Here is a 21428-nt window from a genome sequence, read left to right as displayed (position 1 = left end):
ACAAACGACACCGGGACACCACGCAGCCGCAGAAGCGGCCGAGGCGCATTCGATTGCCTTCGCGAATCGCTTCATTCCCCGAATAAATTGGACCGGGCTTGCGGCATTCCCGACACTGACAGAGCACCCCCCGGTGCACCCACGATGAACGCCATGGAAAACACACTCGCCGCAACTGCCGCCGTGCGCGCCGTGCTGGTCCGCCGCATGGACGAGCCCGGCGCGCTGCTGCCCATCCTGCACGATCTGCAGGACACGCTCGGCCATATCCCCCCGGACGCCGTGCAGGAGATCGCCGGCGCCCTGAACCTCTCGCGCGCCGAGGTGCACGGCGTCATTACCTACTACCACCACTTCCGCACCGAGCCCGCGGGGCGCCACGTGGTCCGGATCTGCCGCGCCGAGGCCTGCCAGGCCATGGGCGCCGACGACCTGCTCGCGCACGCGCAGCAGCGCCTGGGCTGTGCCGCGCACGGCACCACGAAGGACGGCGCCTTCACCCTCGAGCCCGCCTTCTGCCTGGGGCTGTGTGCCTCCTCCCCCGCCATGGCGATCGACGACGAGCCGCATGCGCGCATGACGCCCCATGCCTTCGATGCGCTGATCCATGAGACCCAAGGCCTGCAGGAGTCGAAGCGATGAGCATCACCGTGTATGTGCCGCGCGACTCCGCGGCCCTGGCCGTGGGCGCCGATCGCGTGGCCCGCCGGATCGCCGAGGAGGCGGCGCGGCGCGGCCTCGACGTGCAACTGGTGCGCAACGGCTCGCGCGGCCTGTTCTGGCTCGAGCCGCTCGTCGAGGTCAGCACGCCTGCGGGCCGGGTGGCCTACGGACCGGTCACGGTCGCCGATGTAGCCGGCCTGTTCGATGCGGACTTCCTTGCGGCCGCCGCACACGCCCTGCACCTCGGCCTGACCGACGAGATCCCCTACCTGAAGCAGCAGGAGCGGCTCACCTTCGCTCGCATGGGCATCACCGACCCGCTCTCGCTCGCCGACTACGAGGCGCACGAAGGCTACGCCGGCCTGCGCCGCGCACTCGCGATGGCGCCTGCGGACATCGTGCAGCAGATCCTGGACTCGGGCCTGCGCGGCCGCGGCGGCGCGGCCTTCCCGGCCGGCATCAAATGGAAGACCGTGCTCGCCACGCCGGCGGCGCAGAAGTACATCGTCTGCAATGCCGACGAAGGCGACTCGGGCACCTTCTCCGACCGCATGACCATGGAGGGCGATCCCTTCATGCTGATCGAGGGCATGACGATCGCGGGCATCGCCACCGGCGCCACGCAGGGCTATGTGTACGTGCGATCGGAGTACCCCCACGCCATCGTCGCGCTGAACGCGGCCATCGCGCGGGCCGAGGCGGCCGGCTTCCTCGGCGACGACATCCTCGGCTCCGGTCGCGCCTTCAGGCTCGAAGTGCGCAAGGGTGCCGGCTCCTACGTCTGCGGCGAGGAGACGGCCCTGCTCGAAAGCCTGGAAGGCAAGCGCGGCATCGTGCGCGCCAAGCCGCCGCTGCCGGCCATCGAGGGCCTGTTCGGCCGGCCCACGCTGATCAATAACGTGATCACGCTGGCCAGCGTGCCGCTGATCCTGGCACGCGGGGCCGAGTTCTACCGCGACTTCGGTGTCGGGCGTTCCCGTGGCACGCTGCCGATGCAACTGGCCGGCAACATCAAGCACGGCGGTCTGGTGGAGAAGGCCTTCGGCGTCACGTTGCGCGAGCTGCTCTACGACTACGGCGGCGGCTCCGCCTCGGGCCGGCCGATCAAGGCCGTGCAGGTGGGCGGCCCGCTGGGCGCCTACCTGCCCGAATCGCAATGGGATCTGCCGCTGGACTACGAGGCCTACGCCGCCGTGGGTGGCACGGTGGGGCATGGCGGCATCGTGGTCCACGACGACACGGCCGACCTGTCGACGCTCGCGCGCTACGCGATGGAGTTCTGCGCCATCGAGTCCTGCGGCAAGTGCACGCCCTGCCGCATCGGCTCGACCCGCGGCGTCGAGGTGATCGACAAGATCCGTGCGGACCAGAACCGGCCGCAGCAGGTGATCCTGCTGCGCGACCTGTGCAACACCATGGTCCACGGCTCGCTGTGCGCGATGGGCGGCATGACGCCCTTCCCGGTGCTGTCCGCACTCGATCATTTCCCCGAAGACTTCGGCATCGTCGTCCCCGACCGCGAAGCCGCCTGAGCCAGGAAGAAGAGGAACAAGACATGCTGGACCATCTGGAGGAAACCGACTGGGGCACGCCGAAACGCGAGTCCGAGCGCGAAGTCACGCTCGAGATCGACGGCAACGAAGTCACCGTGCCGGCCGGCACCTCGCTGATGCGTGCGGCCGTGGATGCCGGCATCCAGGTGCCCAAGCTCTGCGCCACGGACAGCCTGGAGCCCTTCGGCTCCTGCCGGCTGTGCCTGGTCGAGATCGAGGGACGCCGGGGTTTCCCTGCCTCCTGTACCACGCCGGCCGAGGCCGGCATGAAGGTGCGCACCCAGACGCCGAAGCTGCAGGACCTGCGCAAGGGCGTGATGGAGCTCTACATCTCCGACCATCCGCTGGACTGCCTCACCTGCTCGGCCAACGGCAACTGCGAGCTGCAGGACATGGCGGGCGTCACGGGCCTGCGCAACGTGCGCTACGGCGAAGGCGGCGCGAACCACCTGAACAGCAAGAAGGACGAGTCGAATCCGTACTTCAGCTACGACCCGTCGAAGTGCATCGTCTGCAACCGCTGCGTGCGCGCCTGCGAAGAGACGCAGGGCACCTTTGCATTGACGATCAGCGGCCGCGGCTTCGAGTCGCGCGTCTCGCCGGGGCAGGATCAACCCTTCATGGAATCCGAATGCGTAAGCTGCGGCGCCTGCGTCGAGGCCTGCCCGACGGCCACGCTGCAGGAGAAGTCGGTGATCTGGCTCGGCCAGCCCGAGCACAGCGTCATCACCACCTGCGCCTACTGCGGCGTGGGCTGCGCCTTCAAGGCCGAGATGAAGGGGAACGAGGTGGTGCGCATGGTGCCGTGGAAGGACGGCAAGGCCAACGACGGCCATTCCTGCGTGAAGGGCCGCTTCGCCTGGGGCTATGCGACGCACCAGGACCGCATGCTCAAGCCGATGATCCGCAAGAAGATCACCGATCCCTGGCAGGAGGTCAGCTGGGAGGTCGCGCTGGGCTATGCCGCCGGCGAGTTCAAGCGCCTGCAGTCCCAGTACGGCAGGGACGCCATCGGCGGCATCACCTCTTCGCGCTGCACCAACGAGGAAACCTACCTGGTCCAGAAGCTGGTGCGCGCGGCCTTCGGCAACAACAACGTCGACACCTGCGCCCGCGTGTGCCACTCGCCCACCGGCTACGGCCTCAAGCAGACGCTGGGCGAATCGGCGGGCACGCAGACTTTCAAGTCGGTGGAGAAGGCCGACGTGATCGTGGTGACCGGCGCCAACCCGACCGACGGCCACCCCGTGTTCGCCTCGCGCATGAAGAAGCGGCTGCGCGAAGGCGCGAAGCTGATCGTGATCGACCCGCGGCGCATCGACATCGTGAAGTCACCTCATGTGCAGGCCGCGCATCACCTCCAGCTGAGGCCCGGCACCAACGTGGCGGTGGTCACCGCGCTGGCGCACGTGATCGCGACCGAGGGCCTGATCGCCGAGGACTACGTGGCCGAGCGCTGTGACCTCGCCTCCTTCGCCGAATGGCGCGCCTTCGTCTCGAAGGCCGAGAACTCGCCCGAGGCCACCGAAGCGGCCACCGGCGTGCCGGCCCAAGAGATGCGCGCCGCGGCGCGCCTGTACGCCACGGCCGGCAACGGCGCGATCTACTACGGCCTCGGCGTGACCGAGCACAGCCAGGGCTCGACCACGGTGATGGGCATCGCCAACCTCGCGATGGCCACCGGCAACGTGGGGCGCGAGGGCGTGGGCGTCAATCCGCTGCGCGGGCAGAACAACGTACAGGGCTCCTGCGACATGGGCTCCTTCCCGCACGAGCTGCCGGGCTACCGGCATGTGTCGGACAGCACTTCGCGCGCCTCCTTCGAGGCGGCCTGGGGCGTGCGTATCGACCCCGAGCCGGGCCTGCGCATCCCCAACATGTTCGACGCTGCGATCGGCGGCAGCTTCAAGGGCCTGTACTGCGAGGGCGAGGACATCGTGCAGTCGGATCCGAACACCCAGCACGTGGCGGCGGCCATGATGGCGATGGAATGCGTGGTGGTGCAGGACCTGTTTCTCAACGAGACCGCGAAGTACGCCCACGTGTTCCTGCCCGGCTCCTCATTCCTGGAGAAGGACGGCACCTTCACCAACGCCGAGCGCCGCATCTCGCGCGTGCGCAAGGTCATGCCGCCCAAGGCAGGCTATGCGGACTGGGAGGTGACGGTGAAGCTGGCGCAGGCGCTGGGCTATCCGATGGACTACCGCAGCCCCGAGGAGATCATGGACGAGATCGCCGCGTTGACGCCGACCTTCCGCGGCGTGAGCTACAAGCGGCTCGACGAGCTCGGCAGCATCCAGTGGCCTTGCAACGAGGACGCGCCCGAGGGCACGCCCACCATGCACATCGACAGCTTCGTGCGCGGCAAGGGCCGCTTCATCGTCACGCAGTACGTGGCGACCGACGAGAAGGTCACGCGCAAGTTCCCCCTGCTGCTCACCACCGGCCGGATCCTGTCGCAGTACAACGTCGGCGCCCAGACGCGGCGCACCGACAACAACCAGTGGCACAGCGAGGACCGGCTGGAAATCCACCCGCACGATGCGGAGGAGCGCGGCATCCGGAACGACGACTGGGTCGGCATCCAGAGCCGCGCCGGCGAGACGGTGCTGCGCGCCACGGTGTCCGAGCGCATGCAGCCGGGCGTGGTCTACACCACCTTCCACTTCCCGGAGTCGGGCGCCAACGTCATCACCACCGACAACTCCGACTGGGCCACCAACTGCCCGGAGTACAAGGTCACGGCGGTGCAGGTCATGCCGGTGATGCAGCCCTCCGCGTGGCAGCAGGAGTACAGCCGCTTCAACGAGACGCAGCAGGCGCTGTTGACGGCCGCGGCGCGCGACGACGCGACGGTCGGGGCCAAGTGACATGAATGACATGAATGCCATGAGCATGGCTGCCTTGCCCTCCTCCGTCACCTATGCCGACGCCCCGTCCTGCGAAGGCGCGATGCTGCTGCCGGTGCGCGGCGTGCGCGGCGGCCTGGCCTTCGCGGTGCAGGACTGGGTGGCGCAGGAAGTGCCGGTCGCGCTGGAGTTCAACGGCATCTCGCACGCGGTGATGCTGGCGACGCCGCTGGACCTGGAGGACTTCGCGCTCGGCTTCTCGCTGACCGAGGGCATCCTCGACGGTGCGCACGAGCTCTATGGCGTGGAGGCCGAGCCCTCGGCGCTCGGCATCACCGTGCGCCTGGACGTGGCCAGCGCCGCCTTCGCCCGCCTCAAGCAGAAGCGCCGCTCGATGGCCGGGCGCACCGGCTGCGGCCTGTGCGGCACCGAGAGCCTGGCCCAGGTGTCGCGCGAACTGCCGGTGCTCGCCGACGGCATGCGGCTGGAGCGCCGGGCGATCGCGCGGGCGATGTCGCGGCTGCAGGCGCAGCAGACCCTGCAGCAGGCCACCGGCGCGGTGCACGCGGCCGCCTGGTGCTCGGCTGAGGGCGAGGTGATGTTCCTGCGCGAGGACGTGGGGCGCCACAACGCGCTCGACAAGCTGGTGGGCGCGCTGGCGGCCGCCGAGGTCGAGGCTTCGGCCGGCTTCATCGCCGTCACCAGCCGGGCCAGCTTCGAGATGGTGCAGAAGACCGCCATGGCCGGCGTCTCGCTGCTGGCCGCCGTGTCGGCGCCGACGTCCTTCGCGGTCCAGACCGCGCAGCGAGCCGGTCTGACGCTGGTCGGCTTCGCGCGCAAGGACGATCTGGTGGTCTATTGCCTGCCGGAGCGCCTGGCGGCGGCACCGGAAGCCCTGGCTCATTGAACGAAGAGGAAGAAAGGCAGCAGCGCATGCACGACCCGACGGCGCAACTGGTCAAGATGGCCAACCAGATCGGCAGCTTCTTCCAGGCCCAGACGCCGGCCGATCCGGCTGCGGCCGCGCAGGCGGTCGCGGCGCATCTGAAGTCCTTCTGGGCGCCCAGCATGCGGGGGCAACTGATCAGCGAGCTCGATGCCGGTGGCGCCACGCAGCTGCTGCCGATCGTCGCATCGGCAGTTCGGAACCATCGGGCGAAGCTGCTGCGCCAGGCGTCGAGTTAGCTCGGGTGCGGGACGCTGGAATCCTCGTGCGCCTTGAGCAGTGATTCGTAGTAGAGGCACAGCGGCATGGCGATGAACACCATGCCCGCGACGTAGATGATCAGGCTCGTCACCGGGAAGTCGGCCCGTTCCCAGTAGGGGATGGAGGCGGCCGCGGCGCCGATGGCGATGAGCGCGATCACGGTCTTCAGGGCCCAGCCCATGAAGGTGGTCCACCGGTCGCCCGAAAGGGCATCGCGTGCGCAGTCCCGAGGGTCTTCGCCCTTGTCGCCCTTGTCTTGGTCCATGGTGTCTCCTTGGTGAGGCGCTGCCTCTGACCATGCCACGGGCTCGGACCCCGGTCAACCTGGAAGCCCCGCGGTCGGCGCTGCGCTAAAGTCGTACGACCCATTTCACACGACCCATGACGGCCCGCTTCCAGTCCATCACCCCCGGCGCCCGCTTGTCCGACCGGGTGGCCGATGCGCTCGCGGCCGAGATCAAGGCCGGGCGGCTGGTCGCCGGCGAGAAGCTGCCGACCGAGGCGGCCCTGGTGGAGCAGTTCGCCGTCAGCCGCACCGTGGTGCGCGAGGCGATCTCGCGGCTCAAGTCCCTGGGCCTGGTGGATTCCCGCCAGGGCAGCGGCATGTACGTGTGCGAGACGGGCTTCGCGCCGCTCAGCTTCGACGCGCGTTACGCCGGCTCGAAGACGGCAGTGATCCAGATGGTGGAAGTGCGGCGCGCGCTCGAAGCCGAAGTCGCTGCGCTGGCCGCGCAGCGGCGCACGCCGGCCGACGTGCGTCGCATCCGCAGCGCCGTGGCCGCTTTGGCGAAGGCGGTGCAGGCCGGCGGAGACGGGGCGGAGCAGGACGTGGCCTTCCACCGCGCGATCGCCGATGCCGCGCGCAATCCCTTCCTGCTGGACACGCTGCAGTACCTGGGCCAGTTCCTCTACGGTGCCACACGGGTGACCCGTGCCAACGAAGCACGCCGCGCGGATTTCGCGCAACAGGTCGCCGACGAGCATCGCGCCATCGTGGAAGCCATCGATGCCGGCGATGCCGCGAAGGCGCGCCTCGCCGCGGCGGGCCACATGGACGGCGCCATCCGGCGCATCGAACAGGCGGACCCGGCCTTCTGGCAGCAGGAGGGCGAGGCCCTCGCCCGTCCGCTTACTGGCGGACTGCCCGTCACCTCCTGATTCCGCGCGTCTGCCCGGCGGGCTCGCGAGGGCCGTGCTCGGGTTATCCCTTGGTTTTCACATGGGTCTTAAATTTGTATGATGACCATATGAGATGACAAGATCCGACGGCAATCCGGCCGTCGAGACCACATAACACCCGGAGACCTGCCAATGACCGCATCCATCCTCGCCGGCGCGAAGCCGGCCGACGACGACCTCGAGCGCCGCGCCTACGGCAAGGTGTTCTGGCGTCTCGTGCCCTTCCTCATGCTGTGCTACGTGATCGCCTACCTCGATCGCGTGAACGTCGGCTTCGCCAAGCTGCAGATGGGGCAGGACCTGGGCTTCAGCGAAACGGTGTTCGGGCTCGGCGCGGGCATCTTCTTCCTCGGCTACTTCCTGTTCGAGGTGCCGAGCAACCTGCTGATGAACAAGGTCGGCGCGCGCATCTGGATCGCGCGGATCATGATCACCTGGGGCCTGCTCTCGGCCTGCTTCATGTTCGTGAAGACGCCCACCAGCTTCTACGTTCTGCGCTTCCTGCTCGGCCTGGCCGAGGCCGGCTTCTACCCGGGCGTGATCCTCTACCTCACCCACTGGTACCCGGCGCACCGGCGCGCCAAGATCATCGCGGTCTTCATGTCGGCGATCCCCGTCGCGGGCATCTTCGGCAACCCGCTGTCGGGCTGGATCATGGATGCCTTCCACGGCGTCTCGTCGCTGCAAGGTTGGCAATGGATGTTCCTGGTCGAGGCGGTGCCGGCGGTGCTGATCGGGCTGGTCGTCCTGTTCTACCTGGACAACGGCATCGCCAAGGCCAAGTGGCTCGACGCGGACGAGAAGAAGCTGCTGGCGCGCGAGGTCGAGCTCGACCAGCAGTTCGGCCAGCGCGGCCCGCACTCGGTGGCCGGCGTGTTCAAGGACGCCCGCATCTGGTGGATGGCGCTGATCTACTTCAGCTTCGTCATGGGCCAGTACGCGCTGACCTTCTGGCTGCCGACGCTGATCAAGACCACCGGCGTCAAGGGCAACCTGAACATCGGCCTGCTGAGCGCGGTGCCTTTCCTCTGCGCCATCGTGGCCATGAACCTGTTCGGCCGCAGCGCCGACAAGCGCCGCGAGCGGCGCTGGCACCTGATCGTTCCCGCCCTCATGGGGGCCGTCGGCTTCATCGTCGCCGCCTCGTACACCCGCAACACCGCCGTCTCGCTGGCCTTCCTCTCGCTCGCCGCGGCCGGCGTGCTGACCTGCGCGCCGCTGTTCTGGTCGCTGCCCACCGCTTTTCTCTCGGGCACCGCGGCGGCCGCCGGTATCGCCGCCATCAACTCGGTCGGCAACCTGGCCGGCTTCGTGAGCCCCTACCTCATCGGCTACCTGAAGGACGCGACCGGCAGCACGCAGGTCGGCATGTATGTGCTGGCGGGCGCGCTCCTGGTGGGCGCCATCGCGGTATGGTTGACGCCGAAGCAACTCGTCAATCGCTGAGCCGGTTTTCGCACAAGGAGTTTTTCGCATGACTTCCACCATCGGCCTGATCGGCCTCGGCGCCATGGGCGGCGGCATGGCGCAGTCGCTGCGCCGCGCGGGCTTCGCGCTGAACGTATACGACGTGCGCGCCGAAGCGGCGCGGGCCTTTGCCATGGATGGCGGGAACGCCTGCGCCACCCTGGCCGAGCTGGGCGAGAAGAGCGAGGTCGTGGTCTGCGTCGTGGTCAACGCCGCGCAGACCGAGGCGGTGCTGTTCGGCGCCGACGGCCCCGACGGCGCGCCCGGCTGCGCCGCCTCGATGAAGCCGGGCAGCGTGTTCGTGATGTGCTCGACGGTGGACCCCAGCTGGTCGATCGCGCTCGAGGCGCGCCTGGCCGAGAAGGGCATCCTCTACATCGACGCTCCGATCTCCGGCGGCGCCGCCAAGGCCGCCAGCGGCGAGATGACGATGATGACCGCCGGCTCGCCCGAGGCCTACGCCAAGGCCGGCGCCGCGCTCGATGCGATGGCCGCCAAGGTCTACCGCTTGGGGGACCGGGCCGGCGCGGGCAGCAAGGTGAAGATCATCAACCAGCTGCTCGCCGGCGTGCACATCGCCGCGGCGGCCGAGGCCATGGCGCTGGGCCTGCGCGAGGGCGTGGATGCGGCCGCGCTGTACGAGGTCATCACGCACAGCGCCGGCAACAGCTGGATGTTCGAGAACCGCATGGCCCACGTGCTGGCAGGCGACTACACGCCGCTGTCGGCGGTCGACATTTTCGTGAAGGACCTGGGCCTGGTGCTCGACACCGCGCGCGCCAGCAAGTTTCCGCTGCCGCTGGCGTCCACTGCGCACCAGATGTTCATGCAGGCCTCCACGGCGGGCTTCGCGCGGGAGGATGACAGCGCGGTCATCAAGATATTTCCCGGCATCGAGCTGCCGTCGCGTTCCAAGCCGCTGGAGTCCTCATGAGCGGGAAGATCCTGCTCGGCTGCATCGCCGACGATTTCACCGGCGCCACCGACCTCGCCAACAACCTCGTGCGCGCCGGCATGCGTGTGGTGCAGGCCATCGGCGTGCCGGCCAAGCCGCTTGCGGCCGAGGTCGATGCTGTGGTGGTCGCGCTGAAGTCCCGCACCATCGCGCCGGCCGAGGCGGTGGCGCAATCGCTCGAGGCGCTGCGCTGGCTGCAGGCCCAGGGGGCGCGGCAGATCTACTTCAAGTACTGCTCCACCTTCGACAGCACGCCCGCGGGCAACATCGGCCCGGTGACGGAGGCGCTGATGGAGGCGCTGGGCTGCGACTTCACCATTGCCACGCCCGCCTTCCCGGACAACAAGCGCACCGTGTTCAAGGGCTACCTGTTCGCCGGCGAGGTGCTGCTCAACGAGAGCGGCATGCAGAACCATCCCCTGACGCCGATGACCGACCCCAACCTCGTGCGCGTGCTGCAGGCGCAGACGCGGCACCGGGTGGGACTGATCGACCACGCGGTGGTCGCGCGCGGCGCGCAGGCGGTGCGCGAGCGCATCGCGCAGCTCCGGTCGGAGGGCATCGGCATCGCGATCGTCGATGCGGTCTCCAACGACGACTTGCTGCGCCTCGGCCCGGCGCTCGCGGACATGCCGCTGGTCACCGCGGGCTCGGGCGTGGCGATCGGGCTGCCGGGCAACTTCGGGATCGCTCCCTCGTTCGCCGCCGGCGTGTTGCCGCCTGCGGGGGGCTTGCAGGCCGTGGTCTCGGGCAGCTGCTCGCTGGCCACCAACCGGCAAGTGTTGAGCTTCATCCAGGCAGGCCGCCCCGCGCTCGCGATCGATCCGCTGCGCATCGCCGCGGGCGTCGACGTGGCGGCCGAGGCGCTAGCCTGGGCTGCGCCGCTGCTGGCGGACGGGCCGGTGCTGGTCTACTCCACCGCCGAGGCCGGCGCCGTGAAGTCGGTGCAGGGCAGGCTCGGCGTCGAGGAGGCCGGCGCGATGGTGGAACGCACCATCGCCGAGATCGCGCGCGGGCTGGTCGCGCAAGGCGTGCGGCAACTGGTGGTGGCCGGCGGGGAGACCTCGGGCGCCTGCGTGCAGGCCCTGGGCATCGCGCAGCTGCAGATCGGCGCGCAGATCGACCCCGGCGTGCCCTGGTGCCATGCCCCGGCCGAGGCAGCGGGCGGCGCCGGGCTGCATATCGCGCTCAAGTCCGGCAACTTCGGCACCGACGATTTCTTCTTCAAAGCCTTTACAGTTCTCGAATGACCGAGAGCCAGGCGCGCGAAGAAATCTGCCGTATCGGCCGCAGCCTGTTCGAGCGCGGCCATGTGCATGCCACGGCCGGCAACATCAGCGTGCGACTCGACGACGGCTTCCTCATCACGCCCACCGACGCCTGCCTGGGCTTCCTCGATCCGGCGAAGCTCGCGCGGCTCGACGTCGACTTGAACCAGAGCGGTGGCGATCGCGCCAGCAAGACCATCGCGCTGCATGCCCGCATCTACGCCGCCGCCACGCGCTTCGACGCCGGCACGCGCTGCGTGATCCACACCCACAGCACGCATTGCGTGGCGCTCACGCTGGAAGCGCCGGGCGAGGAGCTGCTGCCGGCCCTCACGCCCTACTTCGTGATGAAGGTCGGCCATGTGCCCGTGATCCCCTACCACCGGCCCGGCGCGCCCGAGGCCGCCGAGCGGGTCGCGCAAACCATCGCGCGCTACGGCGCGGAAGGCACGCCGATCCGCGCCGTGATGCTGGAGCGCCTCGGCCCCAACGTCTGGCACGACACGCCTGCCGCGGCCATGGCCGTGCTCGAGGAGCTCGAAGAGACCGCCAGGCTTTGGGCATTGAACAAGCAGTCGGCCCAGCCGCTGGCACCACCACAGATCGACGAGCTGCGCCGTCATTTCGGCGCGCGCTGGTAAGAGAACGAAGGACACATCCCCATGCCCCGATTCGCCGCCAACCTCTCCATGCTCTATCCCGAGCTCGATTTCCTCGACCGCTTCGAAGCCGCCGCGAAGGACGGCTTCCAGGCCATCGAGTACCTCTTCCCCTATCCCTACGAGCGGCGCGAGCTGGCCGCCCGGCTCTCGGCCAACGGCCTGCAGCAGGTGCTCTTCAACGGCCCGCCCGGCGACTGGGACGGCGGCGAGCGCGGCCTGGCCTGCCTGCCGGGGCGCGAGGCCGAGTTCCGCGAGGGCGTGCTGAAGGCGCTGGACTATGCCGAGGCCCTGGACTGCCCCCGCGTGCATGTGATGGCTGGACTGGTGCCCTCGGACGTGGAGCGCGAGGCCGTGCAGCCCACCTACATCGACAACCTGCGCTGGGCCGCGGCCGAGGCCGCCAAGGCCGGGCGCGATCTGCTGATCGAGCCCATCAACACCCGTGACATCCCGCGCTTCTTCCTGAACCGGCAGGACCACGCGCACGAGATCGTCGACCTGGTGGGCGCGCCCAACCTCAAGGTGCAGATGGACCTCTACCACTGCCAGATCGTCGAGGGCGACGTCGCGATGAAGATCCGCAAGTACCTGCCCACCGGCCGCGTCGGCCATTTCCAGATCGCCGGCGTGCCTGAGCGCCACGAGCCCGACATCGGCGAGCTGAACCATCCCTACCTGTTCAAGGTGATCGATGAGGTGGCGGCGCACTGCGGCTGGGAAGGCTGGGTCGGCTGCGAATACCGGCCGGCGCGCGGCGCGGTGGCGCGGGGCAGCTCCGACGGTCTGGGCTGGCTGCGCGAGTTGCAGCGCGGCTGAAGCAGCAGCGGGGCCGCAGCCGCCCCATCGCGCCCAACCGCCGGTTGACGCGCGGCCGATGGCCGCTGCGAGCCTGCACGCTGCGCGGCAACAAGTTGGCGCGCAAATCTGGCGAATCGTGGCATTCCACACAACCAAGCCTCGCCTTTTTGCGTAATCCCCTGCAACGCTGAACCGCGCGGATCGTTATTCAAACGAGCCCGGCACGATTGATGCAAGGCAATCGGCAAGCGGGGATTCCGTGTCAGCTGTTTGATCCAGTCATCCATTTTTTGCCGCCCGCAGGAGACGACCATGTCGCACAGTTCTTCTTCGATGCAGACTGCAGCCGCGTTCGAGATCCGGTTCCAGTCGCTGTTCAACCAGGGCCGCGCGCTGGCCTTCCCGTGCGACAGCACGGGCATGGTCAACCTCGACGCGATGAGCGAGAGGGCCCGCAACAACTATCTCTTCGCCCGCGGGATGATCGGCCGCGAGTACGCGACGCCCTTCGTCCAGGCCCGCGAGCCTCATTGAGCTGGCAGTGACGAAATCGTCAAGCCGCTGACGCGATTTGACGATTTGATGAACCGGGCGTGCCGGCCGCCACCGCCGTCAGCGGACCCCGGCCGCCTTCAGCAGGAAATCGGTCACGTTTTCGGTCAGATAGCGGCGGTCCTTCTCGTTGCTCATGGAGGCGTCGCGAAAGAAGGCCACCTGGGCCGCATGGTCGGCGTAGAACTGGGTCGAGGCCCAGAGGTGGAAGAGGAAGAGCAGCGGGTCCACCGGGTCCATCAGCCCGCGCTGGGCCCAGTTCCGGATGACGGCGGCGGCCTGCTCGGTGCGCTGCCTGCTCGTCCCCATCATTTCCCGGATCGCCGGCGCCCCTCGCATCATCTCGGCAGTGAAGATCCGCGAGCGCAGCGGGTGATCGAAGGAGAACTGCATCCTGCGCTGGATCAACTCGGTCAGCACCTTGCGCGGACCCAAGGCCTCGTCGCTGAAGCCGAAGACGCCGATCCAGTCGTTGACGATGTCCTGCAGCACCTGGCGGTAGAGCGCCTCCTTGCTCTCGATGTAGTAGTGCAGCTGCGCCTTGGACAGGCCGGCCTTGTGGGCGATCGCCTGGGTCGAGGCCCCGGCCAGGCCATCGGCCGCGAAGACTTCGATGGCTGCCTGGTGGATCAGGCCCAGCATCTGCGTGTAGTTGCGCGCCCGGCCCCGGGTGGCGCCGGCGAGGGCTCCGCCGGTCGTGCTGGGGGCCGCCTTGGCGCGGAGACGTGTCGCATTCATGAGACAGGGCCTGTTCGTGGAGCGAGCTTGGGCAAATTATCCATTCGAGTAAAAAAGAGCTGTGATGATTTTTCAGCCGGATAAAGAGATCGAAGACAGATTTGCTCAATCGGTCAGTTTTGAGTCTCGGTTTCTTGAGCGTCCACCCAGCCGGGTGAACTGACAACGACGGGCGCATCAGGCGTTGTCCGACAAGGAGCGGGAAGCCTCTGGTCAACAAGGAAGACTTCCGCCAACGAAGGCTTTCGCGCGCTGCTCAGATCGACGACAGAGATGCGCCGGGACCTTGCTGCCGCCAGGAGTCCGCCATGAACATTCCCATGCCTGTGCAAGCGACCGCCGCCTGCGCCGCCATGACCGCAACCCGGCTGCGTGAAGCCGCGCAAGCGCAAATCGTCCGTTCCTTCCGCGCGCAACTGGGCGGCGGGCCCGAGCCGTCGGACGAGCAGCTGATCCTTTTCGCCCGTCTTGCGGTGTCCGAGGTGCGGCTGCGGCGCCGGCTCCTGGCGTCTGCTGCCTCGGCGGAACCGCAGGACGGCGAGACCGCCCTCCGCTGGGAGCGCTGACATGAGCGCCGCCGCGATCTTCCCCGAGCGGCAGAGGCCGCCGGCTGCCGTCGCCTTCGGCAGCCTGCTCGATCTGGCGCGCTTCCACGGCGAGCCCGCGGAAGGCGAGGTCTGCGAAGCCTGCCAGACCATTAATGCGCGTCACGCACGCTTCTGCAAGGGCTGCGACGGCAAGCTGCCCGCCTATTTCGCGACCGTCGACGGCGAGACCCATCCCTCGCCCCTGATGAGCGCGGGCGACGCCGAGGTGCGCCGCTCCCGCTACGCCGTCTTCGCGCTGATCGGTCTCTGGGGCACCGTGGCCGCGGTGGCGCTGATCCTGGCCCGTGGGCCGCGGGAGGCCGGTGTGCCCACACGCCCGCTGGCGCATGCGGCGCTGCCGGCGCCCATCGAGCGCACGGTGGCGCGGGTCGATCCCACGGCCACCGCCGAAACCGCGCGGGTCGCGCAGAGCCTCGTGCCGGTCGTTGCAGCGCCCTCCGATGCGGCGCCGGCCCTGCCACCCACGCCAGCCGAAGAGAATGCGCCCGAGGTGTCATCGGTAAAACCTCGCGCTGCGCGCACGTCCGCGCCGCCGACCCCGAAACCGGGCGCGGTGCGAACCGCCAACGCGGCGAGTCCCGTGGCACGCTGCGAGGGCCTCGCGTTCATCGGCCGCGCCGTATGCATGAACAACCAATGCGCGCGGCCGGAAATGCGGCGCAGCGCCCAGTGTGCCGAGACGGTACGGCAGCAGAGGCTCGGCGAAGCGCGGCGCAATCCGAAGCTGATGGGCTGATTCGCAAACTACCAAAAAGTAGCTGCGGTCGGGCTCGCGCTCCCGGGCCTTCAGCCCGCCGCTGCGTGCCCCGCCGCCTGCGCCAGCACCCGCGCCGTCGCCTGGGCCGCGACCTCCAGCCTCTTCACGTCGCGCTCGGTCAGGTCGACGGTGCGCTCGACCGCAAAGCCGCACAGCGTCCCGTAGATGCTGCCGTCCGGCATCACCACCGGCACGCTGATGTGGGTGCCGATGGGCTTGGTCACCTCGGGCAGGGGCTGCCGGGTGCGCAGAACGCGCAGGTCGTGGGCGAGATTGGGAACGCGGCCGTCGAGCACCTGCTGGCAGATGCTGTCTTCCATGGTGTGGGAGTCGCCGACGTGGATGATGCCCATGGACGGGGCGGTGGCGACATGCCGGAACACGCGGTGCCCGTCGACGAATTCGGAGACGAAGAAAACGTCCATCCCGAGCTGTTCGCGGATCAGCTCCAGCATCGAGGACAGGGCCTGCACCACCAGCGGGCCGTCGCAGTCGAGCGTGCCGATGGCCGGCCTGCCGCTTGCCGGTGGGTTGCCGTCGAACCCGATGTCGTCCCCGCTCCTGCTGCGCATGCTGATCCCTCAAGCCAGGCCCCATCGTAAGGCTTGAGAGCGAAATTCATTTCCTTCAATAAGTAAATCGCTGTCGGGTCCACGCAACTGTTCACGCTGGGCCGGATTCCCTGCGGGTGGGCACGCGGCGCGCCCGGCGCCGGATTCGGTGCGCGGCCTGCGTGCGCAGGTCTTACCATGGGCGCTCTTCGCTCGGCAAGTGCGCGGCACGGCCCTTGCCGCCCTCGTGGAGGAACACCATGCCCATCCAGCTCAATCACACGATCGTTCCGGCGCGTGATCCGAAGGCCTCCGCCGTCTTCCTGGCGGAGCTGCTCGGGCGCAACGAGCCCACCACCTTCGGGCCTTTCCATTGCGTGCAGCTCGACAACGGCGTCACGCTCGACTACATCCGCAGCGAGGAGCGGATCCCGATCGAGCACTACGCCTTCCTGGTGAGCGAGGAGGAGTTCGACGAGATCTTCGGGCGCATCCGGGCCCGAGGGCTCCGCTACTGGGCCGACCCCGGCCAGCAGCAGCCCGGGCGGATCAACCACCACGATGGCGGCCGCGGCGTCTACTGGGACGACCCCGACGGCCATCGGCTCGAGATCATCACCCGGCCGTACGGCAGTGGCCGCGCCTGACCCCGCCGATTGCGAGGTGCTGGTGGTCGGCGCCGGGCCGGCCGGCAGCGCCTGCGCGCAGACGCTGGCGCGCGCAGGGTTGGATGTGCTGCTGGTCGACCGGCAGGACTTCCCGCGCGAGAAGGTCTGCGGCGACGGACTGATCCCCGACGCCCAGCGCGCGCTCGCGCGCCTGGGCGTGCTCGATGCCGTGTTGGCGCGCGCCGCCGTGGCCAGCCATGTGGGCTGCGTGGCGCCGCGCGGCGGCCGGCTGGAGGTGCCCGCCAGGCTGGCGGTGCTGCCGCGCCGCGAGCTCGACGAGATCGTGCGCCGCGCAGCGCTCGAGGCCGGCGCGCGCTGGTTCGCGCCGGCGCGCTTCGAGGCGCCGCTGGCCGATGCGAACGGGCGCGTAGCGGGCGGGCGGCTTCGGCTCGCCGACGGCACCGCGCGCGAGCTGCGGGCGCGCTGGACCGTGCTGGCCACCGGCGCAGCGGCCCCGCCGCTGCTGGCCGCGGACATGTGCAGGCGGCGTGTGCCTAGCGGCGTCGCCTTGCGGGGTTACGTGATGAATGAGGCGATGGCCGGGAGGCTGCGTCAGCTCGAGGTCGTCTGGGATCGAGCGCTGCGGGGCGGCTACGGCTGGATCTTTCCGTGCGGCGGGGGCGTGTTCAACATCGGCGTCGGTTCGCTGAAAGGCGAGGGTGGCAGCGAGCCGGATCTCAACCTGCGCGAGCTCTTCGCCGCCTTCACGCGCGTCCACGCGCCGGCGCGCGAGCTGATGCAGGGCGGCCGCCTGCAGGGCGAGCCCAAGGGCGCGCCGCTGCGCTGCTCGCTCGAAGGGGCGCGCTGGTCGCGGCCCGGCCTGCTGGTGGCGGGCGAGGCGGCGGGCAGCACCTATTCCTTCACCGGCGAGGGCATCGGCAAAGCGCTGGAGTCCGGCATGCTCGCGGGCGAGGCCATCGCTGGAGCGGGGGCCGACGACGCTGCGGCAGGTGCGCGGTACGAGGCCGCCCTGACGGCGCTGCGGCCGCGCTTCGCGGCCTACGAGCACGCCAATCGCATCAACAACCACCCCTGGATCGCGGACTTCGTGATCTGGCGCGCCCGCCGCAGCCCGGGCATCGTGCGCCGGCTCAGCGGGGTGCTCGAGGAAAGTTACAGCCCCGGCCAGCTCGTCACGGCGCGCGGGCTGCTGCGCCTGCTGCTGCCGGTCAGCTGAAGCGCGGAGGGATCAGCGCTTGGTGGCGAGCGCGCGGCCCAGCGCGAACACCGAGTTGGGCGCGTTCACGCGCGGCCGCTTGGGGGGTGGCGTGGTGGCCGGCACGCGCCTGACGGCCGGGCCGTCATCGACCTTCACGCCCTTGGCCAGCTGTTCCATGACCAGGCTCTGCAGCGAGACCGAGTCCAGGAACTCCACCGTGCGGCGGTTCAGCGAGGCCCAGAGCTCCTCGGTGCTGCAGCGGCCGTCGGCGCCGGCATCGGGCTCGCTCTTTTCCGAAGGCTCGTCCTCGATGGAGAAGATGATGTCCGCCACCGTGATGTCGGCCGCCTTGCGGCCCAGCGAATAGCCGCCGCCGGGACCGCGGGTGGACTCCACCAGCTTGTGGCGGCGCAGCTTGCCGAACAGCTGCTCGAGATATGAAAGGGAGATGCGCTGCCGCTGGCTGATGGCAGCCAGCGTGACCGGCCCCGTGCGCTCACGCAGCGCCAGGTCGATCATGGCAGTAACTGCGAAACGGCCTTTGGTGGTGAGTCGCATGAAAAGACTTTCCTGTTTGTTGTGCGGTGCAGGCTGCTGTTGTCGTGGCAGGCGCAAGGGCCCTTGTTGTGCAGCGGATCATGCCTTGGGAGTGTGAGGCCCGGATTAGGTTCCCCGCCCTGGCAGAAGCCCGATGCTACCGCGACCAGCGCCGCAGGCCCAGTTCCCCGGCCAGGCGCTGGTAATCCTCGATGCGAAGGCGCACGAAATCCTCCAGCGCGGCGCCGGTGAGCGGCTCGAAGGGGTGCAGGCCATGGCGCTCGCGCAGCGCGGCATAGCCGGGGCTGGCGACCGCCTGCCGGAAGGCCTCGGTCCAGGCGCGCACGGCGCTTTCGGGGGCGTCGGCGCCGAGGTACAGGCCGCGCACGGTCAGCCAGACCAGCTCGATGCCCTGCTCGCGCGCGGTCGGTATGCCGGCCAGGGCGCCGGACAGCCGGGCCTCGGCCAGCACCGCCAGGATGCGCAGCGGCGCGCCGCCGGCCTGGGCCTGCAGCGCCTCGGCCGCGTCGCCCGGGAACACGTCCACATGCCGGCCCTGCAGCGCCGCCAGGGCGTCGCCGCCGCCCTCGAAGGCCACGAAGCGCATCGCCTTGTGATCGCGCCCGGCGGCGCGCACCAGCAGCGCGGCCTTGACCCAGTCCTGGCTGCCGACGGTGCCGCCCGCGCCGAAGGCCAGGCGCCCGGGGTCCTGGCGCAAGGCGGCGACCAGGTCGGCGAGCGTCCTGAAGGGCGCGTCGCGGTGCACGGCGATCACGCCGTAGTCGGTGCCCAGCGTGGCGATCCAGCGCACGGCCGAGGGCGAATGCGGCCCGAAGCGGCCCTGCGCCAGATTGAGCAGCGAGCCGCTGGAGAAGGCGACAAGGGTCGAGGGCCCGCCCAGGCGGCCGGTCGCGACGCGGTCGAAGGCCACGGCGCCGATGCCGCCGGGCAGGTAGCGGCGCGCCAGCGGCGGCCGCGCCGGCCGCACCGCCTGCAGGGCTTCGCGGGCGAGCATGCAGCTCAGGTCGAAGCCGCCGCCGGGCTTGGCCGGGACCACGCATTCGGCGGGGCCGTTCGAGGGATCGTCTTCCGCCGCCAGGGCGGTGCGCAGGGGCGTGCCGCCGAGGGCCGCGAGCGCGCATAGCACGCGCAGCGTTGCGCGGCGTGAGCGGGCAAAGGTGGGCACGCCTTGCATGGGGCTCATCTCATCCTCGGCCACCACAGGATGGCATGCAGCCCGCTGCCCGCCTCGCGCGCTTCCAGCCGCAGCGCACCTTGATGGCGCTCGGCGATCGCGCGCGCGATCGCCAGGCCCAGCCCCGAGCCGCCGCCGGCCGCGCGCTTGCCGCGCCGGAAGCGCTGGCCCAGCAGGGCGCGTTCCTCGGCGCTCAGGCCGGGGCCGTCGTCCTCCACGTTGAGGCTGAAGCCCTGCGCGTCGGCCGCGGCGAACAGGGTCACGGTGCCGCCCGCGGGCGTGTTGGCGATCGCGTTGGCCACCAGGTTTGCCAGCGCCTCGCGCAACAGGCCGCGGTCGGCCACTGCCGGAAATTCGGGCGCGGGCGTGTGGATACCGAGGTCGATCTGCTTTGCGCGCGCCTGCGGCAGGAAGTCCAGCGCCACCTCGCGCAGCAAGGCCGCCAGGTCCAGCGGCCCGGCTTCCAGCGCGGCGGTGTCGCTGCGGCCCAGCGCCAGCAGCTGCTGGGTGCTGCGGGTGGCGCGGCCGATCTCCGCGCCCAGCGCGCGCAGCGCGGCCCGCACCTGCTCGCCGTCCTGCTCGCGCTGGGCGTAGTCGGCCTGCATCTGCAACGTCGTGAGGTGGGTGCGCAGCTGGTGCGAGGCATCGTCGAGGAACTGCCGCTGCTGCGTCGCCAGCGCCTGGGTGCGCGCCATCTGCTGGTTGACTGCCGCCACCAGGGGCCGGATGTCGGCCGGCAGCCCGGCGTCGGCGATCGGGGCCAGGTCCTCGGGCCTTCGGGTCTGCACCTCGCGTGCCAGCCGCGCCAGCGGGCGCAAGGCGGCGGCCAGCGCAGCGGCGGTGCTGCACACCAGCAGGGCCAGCACCAGCGCATCGCGCAGCGCCGCGCGGCGCACGAAGCGGCGCGTGAATTCCTGGCGCGAGCGCGTGCTCTCGCCCACCTGCACGAGCACGCTGCGCGCCTCGCTGCCGGCCGGCGCCTGCTCCAGCGCGCGCCGGTAGGCGGCGAAGCGCACCGGCTCCTTGAAGTAGGGTGCGTCGTAGAACACCGGCACGCCGCTCGCGAGCGTGCCCGGCGGCGCGGGCAGGTCGGCACTGCCCAGCTCCACCAGCCCGTCGGAGGTGGCGACGCGGAAGAAGACCTGCCCGCTCGCGGTGAGCTCGAAGAACTCGAACATGCGATAGGGCAGCTCCACCGACAGGCCGCCCGAGGCGGTCGAGATGTTGGCGTCGATGGATTTGAGCGCGCCCAGCAGCGAGCGGTCGTAGGCGGCATCGGCGGCCTCGAGCGCGTCGTGCCGCGTCATCCAGAGCTCGAGCGCGGTCACCGCCACCAGCACCGGCAGCAGCAGCCAGGCAAGGCGCTGCCACAGGCTGGCCTCGCGCAGCCGCTCAGGCCACTTCCAGCGCATAGCCGAGACCGCGCAGCGTCGTGATGCCCACGCCGCGCCCGTCGAGCCGCTTGCGCAGGCGGTGGACCAGCACCTCGACCGCCTCCGGCTGCACGTCCGCCTCGTCGGAGAACACGCGTTCTAGGATCTGCTGCTTGGAGAAGGGCTCGCCGCTGCGCTGCACCAGCACGCGTAGCACGGCCTGCTCGCGCGGCGTCAGCGGCAGCGGCTCGCCGTGCAGCAGGAACTGGCGGCGCGCGGCGTCCCAGGCCAGCGGTCCGCAGGCCAGGCGCGGATGCTCGATGCCGCGCGCCCGCCGCACCAGCGCATGCAGCCGGGCTTCCAGCTCGGCCAGCGCGAAGGGCTTGGCGAGGAAGTCGTCGGCGCCGGCGTTGAGGGCGCGCACCCGCTCGTCCACCGAGTCGCGCGCCGTCAGGATCAGCGCCGGCAGCCGCTGGTCGCGGGCGCGCAGGCGTTGCAGCACCGTATGGCCGTCCAGGCCGGGCAGGCCAAGGTCGAGCACCAGCGCATCGTGGTCGTGCTGCTGCAAGGCGCGGTCCGCCAGCCGGCCGTCGTCCACCCAGTCGACCTGGATGCCGGCATGCTCCAGCGCCTTGCAGAGCCAGGTGCCCAGCGTGTGTTCGTCTTCGGCGAGCAGGATGCGCATGCCG

23 protein-coding genes are annotated in these 21428 nt (G+C 69.9%); 16 read left to right on the top strand and 7 right to left on the bottom strand.

Annotation, left to right across the window (positions count from 1 at the left end):
* The first annotated feature begins 153 nt into the window (after positions 1 to 153).
* From GXN78_RS10980 to GXN78_RS10960, 5 genes are read left to right on the top strand one after another with little or no spacing between them, the layout of a single operon-like run.
* Positions 154 to 642 carry a formate dehydrogenase subunit gamma gene (locus GXN78_RS10980; protein ID WP_239142667.1) on the top strand — a complete coding sequence of 163 codons (489 nt, stop codon included), beginning with the start codon at positions 154 to 156 and terminating at the stop codon, positions 640 to 642.
* Positions 639 to 2195: a formate dehydrogenase beta subunit gene (locus GXN78_RS10975; protein ID WP_106558882.1), complete on the top strand. Its 1557-nt coding sequence runs from the start codon at positions 639 to 641 to the stop codon at positions 2193 to 2195. The genes GXN78_RS10980 and GXN78_RS10975 overlap by 4 nt, the downstream gene beginning before the upstream one ends.
* Positions 2196 to 2218: 23 nt before the next feature.
* Entirely contained in the window at positions 2219 to 5086 is a 2868-nt protein-coding gene (gene fdhF / locus GXN78_RS10970) for a formate dehydrogenase subunit alpha (RefSeq protein ID WP_106558883.1), read from the top strand.
* Positions 5087 to 5105: 19 nt separating this feature from the next.
* Positions 5106 to 5972 carry a formate dehydrogenase accessory sulfurtransferase FdhD gene (gene fdhD, locus GXN78_RS10965; protein WP_106558914.1) on the top strand — a complete coding sequence of 289 codons (867 nt, stop codon included), beginning with the start codon at positions 5106 to 5108 and terminating at the stop codon, positions 5970 to 5972.
* Positions 5973 to 5998: 26 nt separating this feature from the next.
* The gene (locus tag GXN78_RS10960; protein WP_181360624.1) at positions 5999 to 6250 is read left to right on the top strand and encodes a formate dehydrogenase subunit delta; all 252 of its coding nucleotides are present in this window, start codon (positions 5999 to 6001) and stop codon (positions 6248 to 6250) included.
* Here GXN78_RS10960 and GXN78_RS10955 read toward each other — a convergent pair.
* A complete protein-coding gene (locus tag GXN78_RS10955; protein WP_181360625.1) occupies positions 6247 to 6537 on the bottom strand; it encodes a hypothetical protein in 291 nt (96 codons plus the stop codon). The genes GXN78_RS10960 and GXN78_RS10955 overlap by 4 nt on opposite strands.
* A 116-nt stretch (positions 6538 to 6653) precedes the next feature.
* On the opposite strand from GXN78_RS10955, the gene GXN78_RS10950 reads away from it, so the two are divergent.
* The 7 genes from GXN78_RS10950 (at position 6654) to GXN78_RS10920 (ending at position 13135) form a co-directional block, all read left to right on the top strand.
* Positions 6654 to 7430, top strand: a complete 777-nt coding sequence (locus GXN78_RS10950) for a FadR/GntR family transcriptional regulator (RefSeq protein WP_106558884.1) — start codon at positions 6654 to 6656, stop codon at positions 7428 to 7430.
* A 153-nt stretch (positions 7431 to 7583) separates the two neighbouring features.
* Positions 7584 to 8897 (top strand): MFS transporter, encoded by a 1314-nt coding sequence (locus GXN78_RS10945; RefSeq protein ID WP_106558885.1) that lies wholly within the window; start codon positions 7584 to 7586, stop codon positions 8895 to 8897.
* 28 nt (positions 8898 to 8925) lie between these two features.
* Positions 8926 to 9852 (top strand): L-threonate dehydrogenase, encoded by a 927-nt coding sequence (gene ltnD, locus GXN78_RS10940; RefSeq protein ID WP_106558886.1) that lies wholly within the window; start codon positions 8926 to 8928, stop codon positions 9850 to 9852.
* Positions 9849 to 11123, top strand: coding sequence for a 3-oxo-tetronate kinase (gene otnK, locus GXN78_RS10935; protein ID WP_106558887.1), 1275 nt, complete (start codon positions 9849 to 9851; stop codon positions 11121 to 11123). Before ltnD ends, otnK begins: the two co-directional genes overlap by 4 nt.
* Positions 11120 to 11782: an aldolase gene (locus tag GXN78_RS10930; RefSeq protein WP_106558888.1), complete on the top strand. Its 663-nt coding sequence runs from the start codon at positions 11120 to 11122 to the stop codon at positions 11780 to 11782. The genes otnK and GXN78_RS10930 overlap by 4 nt, the downstream gene beginning before the upstream one ends.
* Positions 11783 to 11803: 21 nt before the next feature.
* Positions 11804 to 12619, top strand: a complete 816-nt coding sequence (gene otnI, locus GXN78_RS10925) for a 2-oxo-tetronate isomerase (protein ID WP_106558889.1) — start codon at positions 11804 to 11806, stop codon at positions 12617 to 12619.
* Between the two features lie 294 nt (positions 12620 to 12913).
* Entirely contained in the window at positions 12914 to 13135 is a 222-nt protein-coding gene (locus tag GXN78_RS10920; RefSeq protein WP_106558890.1) for a hypothetical protein, read from the top strand.
* 78 nt (positions 13136 to 13213) lie between these two features.
* Here GXN78_RS10920 and GXN78_RS10915 read toward each other — a convergent pair whose 3' ends face one another.
* The gene (locus GXN78_RS10915) at positions 13214 to 13891 is read right to left on the bottom strand and encodes a TetR family transcriptional regulator C-terminal domain-containing protein (RefSeq protein ID WP_106558891.1); all 678 of its coding nucleotides are present in this window, start codon (positions 13889 to 13891) and stop codon (positions 13214 to 13216) included.
* A gap of 308 nt (positions 13892 to 14199) precedes the next feature.
* Between GXN78_RS10915 and GXN78_RS10910 the strand changes: the two genes are divergently transcribed.
* Positions 14200 to 14457 (top strand): hypothetical protein, encoded by a 258-nt coding sequence (locus tag GXN78_RS10910; protein WP_106558892.1) that lies wholly within the window; start codon positions 14200 to 14202, stop codon positions 14455 to 14457.
* A 1-nt stretch (position 14458) separates the two neighbouring features.
* Entirely contained in the window at positions 14459 to 15235 is a 777-nt protein-coding gene (locus GXN78_RS10905; RefSeq protein ID WP_106558893.1) for a hypothetical protein, read from the top strand.
* A gap of 50 nt (positions 15236 to 15285) precedes the next feature.
* Here GXN78_RS10905 and GXN78_RS10900 read toward each other — a convergent pair whose 3' ends face one another.
* Positions 15286 to 15828 carry a GAF domain-containing protein gene (locus GXN78_RS10900; protein ID WP_106558894.1) on the bottom strand — a complete coding sequence of 181 codons (543 nt, stop codon included), beginning with the start codon at positions 15826 to 15828 and terminating at the stop codon, positions 15286 to 15288.
* A gap of 239 nt (positions 15829 to 16067) precedes the next feature.
* Between GXN78_RS10900 and GXN78_RS10895 the strand changes: the two genes are divergently transcribed.
* Positions 16068 to 16454 (top strand): VOC family protein, encoded by a 387-nt coding sequence (locus GXN78_RS10895; protein WP_106558895.1) that lies wholly within the window; start codon positions 16068 to 16070, stop codon positions 16452 to 16454.
* The gene (locus tag GXN78_RS10890; protein ID WP_239142666.1) at positions 16441 to 17652 is read left to right on the top strand and encodes a geranylgeranyl reductase family protein; all 1212 of its coding nucleotides are present in this window, start codon (positions 16441 to 16443) and stop codon (positions 17650 to 17652) included. The genes GXN78_RS10895 and GXN78_RS10890 overlap by 14 nt, the downstream gene beginning before the upstream one ends.
* Positions 17653 to 17664: 12 nt before the next feature.
* On the opposite strand, the gene GXN78_RS10885 is transcribed toward GXN78_RS10890, so the two are convergent.
* The 4 genes from GXN78_RS10885 to GXN78_RS10870 form a co-directional block, all read right to left on the bottom strand.
* Positions 17665 to 18192, bottom strand: a complete 528-nt coding sequence (locus tag GXN78_RS10885; RefSeq protein WP_106558897.1) for an Rrf2 family transcriptional regulator — start codon at positions 18190 to 18192, stop codon at positions 17665 to 17667.
* Between the two features lie 136 nt (positions 18193 to 18328).
* Entirely contained in the window at positions 18329 to 19375 is a 1047-nt protein-coding gene (locus GXN78_RS10880; RefSeq protein WP_239142665.1) for a tripartite tricarboxylate transporter substrate-binding protein, read from the bottom strand.
* Positions 19372 to 20778, bottom strand: coding sequence for a sensor histidine kinase (locus tag GXN78_RS10875; RefSeq protein WP_106558899.1), 1407 nt, complete (start codon positions 20776 to 20778; stop codon positions 19372 to 19374). The genes GXN78_RS10880 and GXN78_RS10875 overlap by 4 nt, the downstream gene beginning before the upstream one ends.
* On the bottom strand, positions 20759 to 21424 hold the full coding sequence (locus GXN78_RS10870) for a response regulator (protein ID WP_106558900.1): 666 nt from the start codon (positions 21422 to 21424) through the stop codon (positions 20759 to 20761). Before GXN78_RS10870 ends, GXN78_RS10875 begins: the two co-directional genes overlap by 20 nt.
* Between the last annotated feature and the right edge of the window lie 4 nt (positions 21425 to 21428).

The organism is Variovorax sp. WS11 (assembly GCF_010499245.1).
Lineage (GTDB): Bacteria > Pseudomonadota > Gammaproteobacteria > Burkholderiales > Burkholderiaceae_C > Variovorax.
This window is presented reverse-complemented; position numbering and strand designations above follow the sequence as displayed.

Excerpts from the sequence above, each read along its gene's own strand:
- GXN78_RS10980 (WP_239142667.1), top strand. The coding sequence starts at position 154 with ATGGAAAACACACTCGCCGCAACTGCCGCCGTGCGCGCCGTGCTGGTC.
- GXN78_RS10975 (WP_106558882.1), top strand. The coding sequence starts at position 639 with ATGAGCATCACCGTGTATGTGCCGCGCGACTCCGCGGCCCTGGCCGTG.
- fdhF (WP_106558883.1), top strand. The coding sequence starts at position 2,219 with ATGCTGGACCATCTGGAGGAAACCGACTGGGGCACGCCGAAACGCGAG.
- fdhD (WP_106558914.1), top strand. The coding sequence starts at position 5,106 with ATGAGCATGGCTGCCTTGCCCTCCTCCGTCACCTATGCCGACGCCCCG.
- GXN78_RS10960 (WP_181360624.1), top strand. The coding sequence starts at position 5,999 with ATGCACGACCCGACGGCGCAACTGGTCAAGATGGCCAACCAGATCGGC.
- GXN78_RS10955 (WP_181360625.1), bottom strand. The coding sequence starts at position 6,537 with ATGGACCAAGACAAGGGCGACAAGGGCGAAGACCCTCGGGACTGCGCA.
- GXN78_RS10950 (WP_106558884.1), top strand. The coding sequence starts at position 6,654 with ATGACGGCCCGCTTCCAGTCCATCACCCCCGGCGCCCGCTTGTCCGAC.
- GXN78_RS10945 (WP_106558885.1), top strand. The coding sequence starts at position 7,584 with ATGACCGCATCCATCCTCGCCGGCGCGAAGCCGGCCGACGACGACCTC.
- ltnD (WP_106558886.1), top strand. The coding sequence starts at position 8,926 with ATGACTTCCACCATCGGCCTGATCGGCCTCGGCGCCATGGGCGGCGGC.
- otnK (WP_106558887.1), top strand. The coding sequence starts at position 9,849 with ATGAGCGGGAAGATCCTGCTCGGCTGCATCGCCGACGATTTCACCGGC.
- GXN78_RS10930 (WP_106558888.1), top strand. The coding sequence starts at position 11,120 with ATGACCGAGAGCCAGGCGCGCGAAGAAATCTGCCGTATCGGCCGCAGC.
- otnI (WP_106558889.1), top strand. The coding sequence starts at position 11,804 with ATGCCCCGATTCGCCGCCAACCTCTCCATGCTCTATCCCGAGCTCGAT.
- GXN78_RS10920 (WP_106558890.1), top strand. The coding sequence starts at position 12,914 with ATGTCGCACAGTTCTTCTTCGATGCAGACTGCAGCCGCGTTCGAGATC.
- GXN78_RS10915 (WP_106558891.1), bottom strand. The coding sequence starts at position 13,891 with ATGAATGCGACACGTCTCCGCGCCAAGGCGGCCCCCAGCACGACCGGC.
- GXN78_RS10910 (WP_106558892.1), top strand. The coding sequence starts at position 14,200 with ATGAACATTCCCATGCCTGTGCAAGCGACCGCCGCCTGCGCCGCCATG.
- GXN78_RS10905 (WP_106558893.1), top strand. The coding sequence starts at position 14,459 with ATGAGCGCCGCCGCGATCTTCCCCGAGCGGCAGAGGCCGCCGGCTGCC.
- GXN78_RS10900 (WP_106558894.1), bottom strand. The coding sequence starts at position 15,828 with ATGCGCAGCAGGAGCGGGGACGACATCGGGTTCGACGGCAACCCACCG.
- GXN78_RS10895 (WP_106558895.1), top strand. The coding sequence starts at position 16,068 with ATGCCCATCCAGCTCAATCACACGATCGTTCCGGCGCGTGATCCGAAG.
- GXN78_RS10885 (WP_106558897.1), bottom strand. The coding sequence starts at position 18,192 with ATGCGACTCACCACCAAAGGCCGTTTCGCAGTTACTGCCATGATCGAC.
- GXN78_RS10880 (WP_239142665.1), bottom strand. The coding sequence starts at position 19,375 with ATGAGCCCCATGCAAGGCGTGCCCACCTTTGCCCGCTCACGCCGCGCA.
- GXN78_RS10875 (WP_106558899.1), bottom strand. The coding sequence starts at position 20,778 with ATGCGCTGGAAGTGGCCTGAGCGGCTGCGCGAGGCCAGCCTGTGGCAG.
- GXN78_RS10870 (WP_106558900.1), bottom strand. The coding sequence starts at position 21,424 with ATGCGCATCCTGCTCGCCGAAGACGAACACACGCTGGGCACCTGGCTC.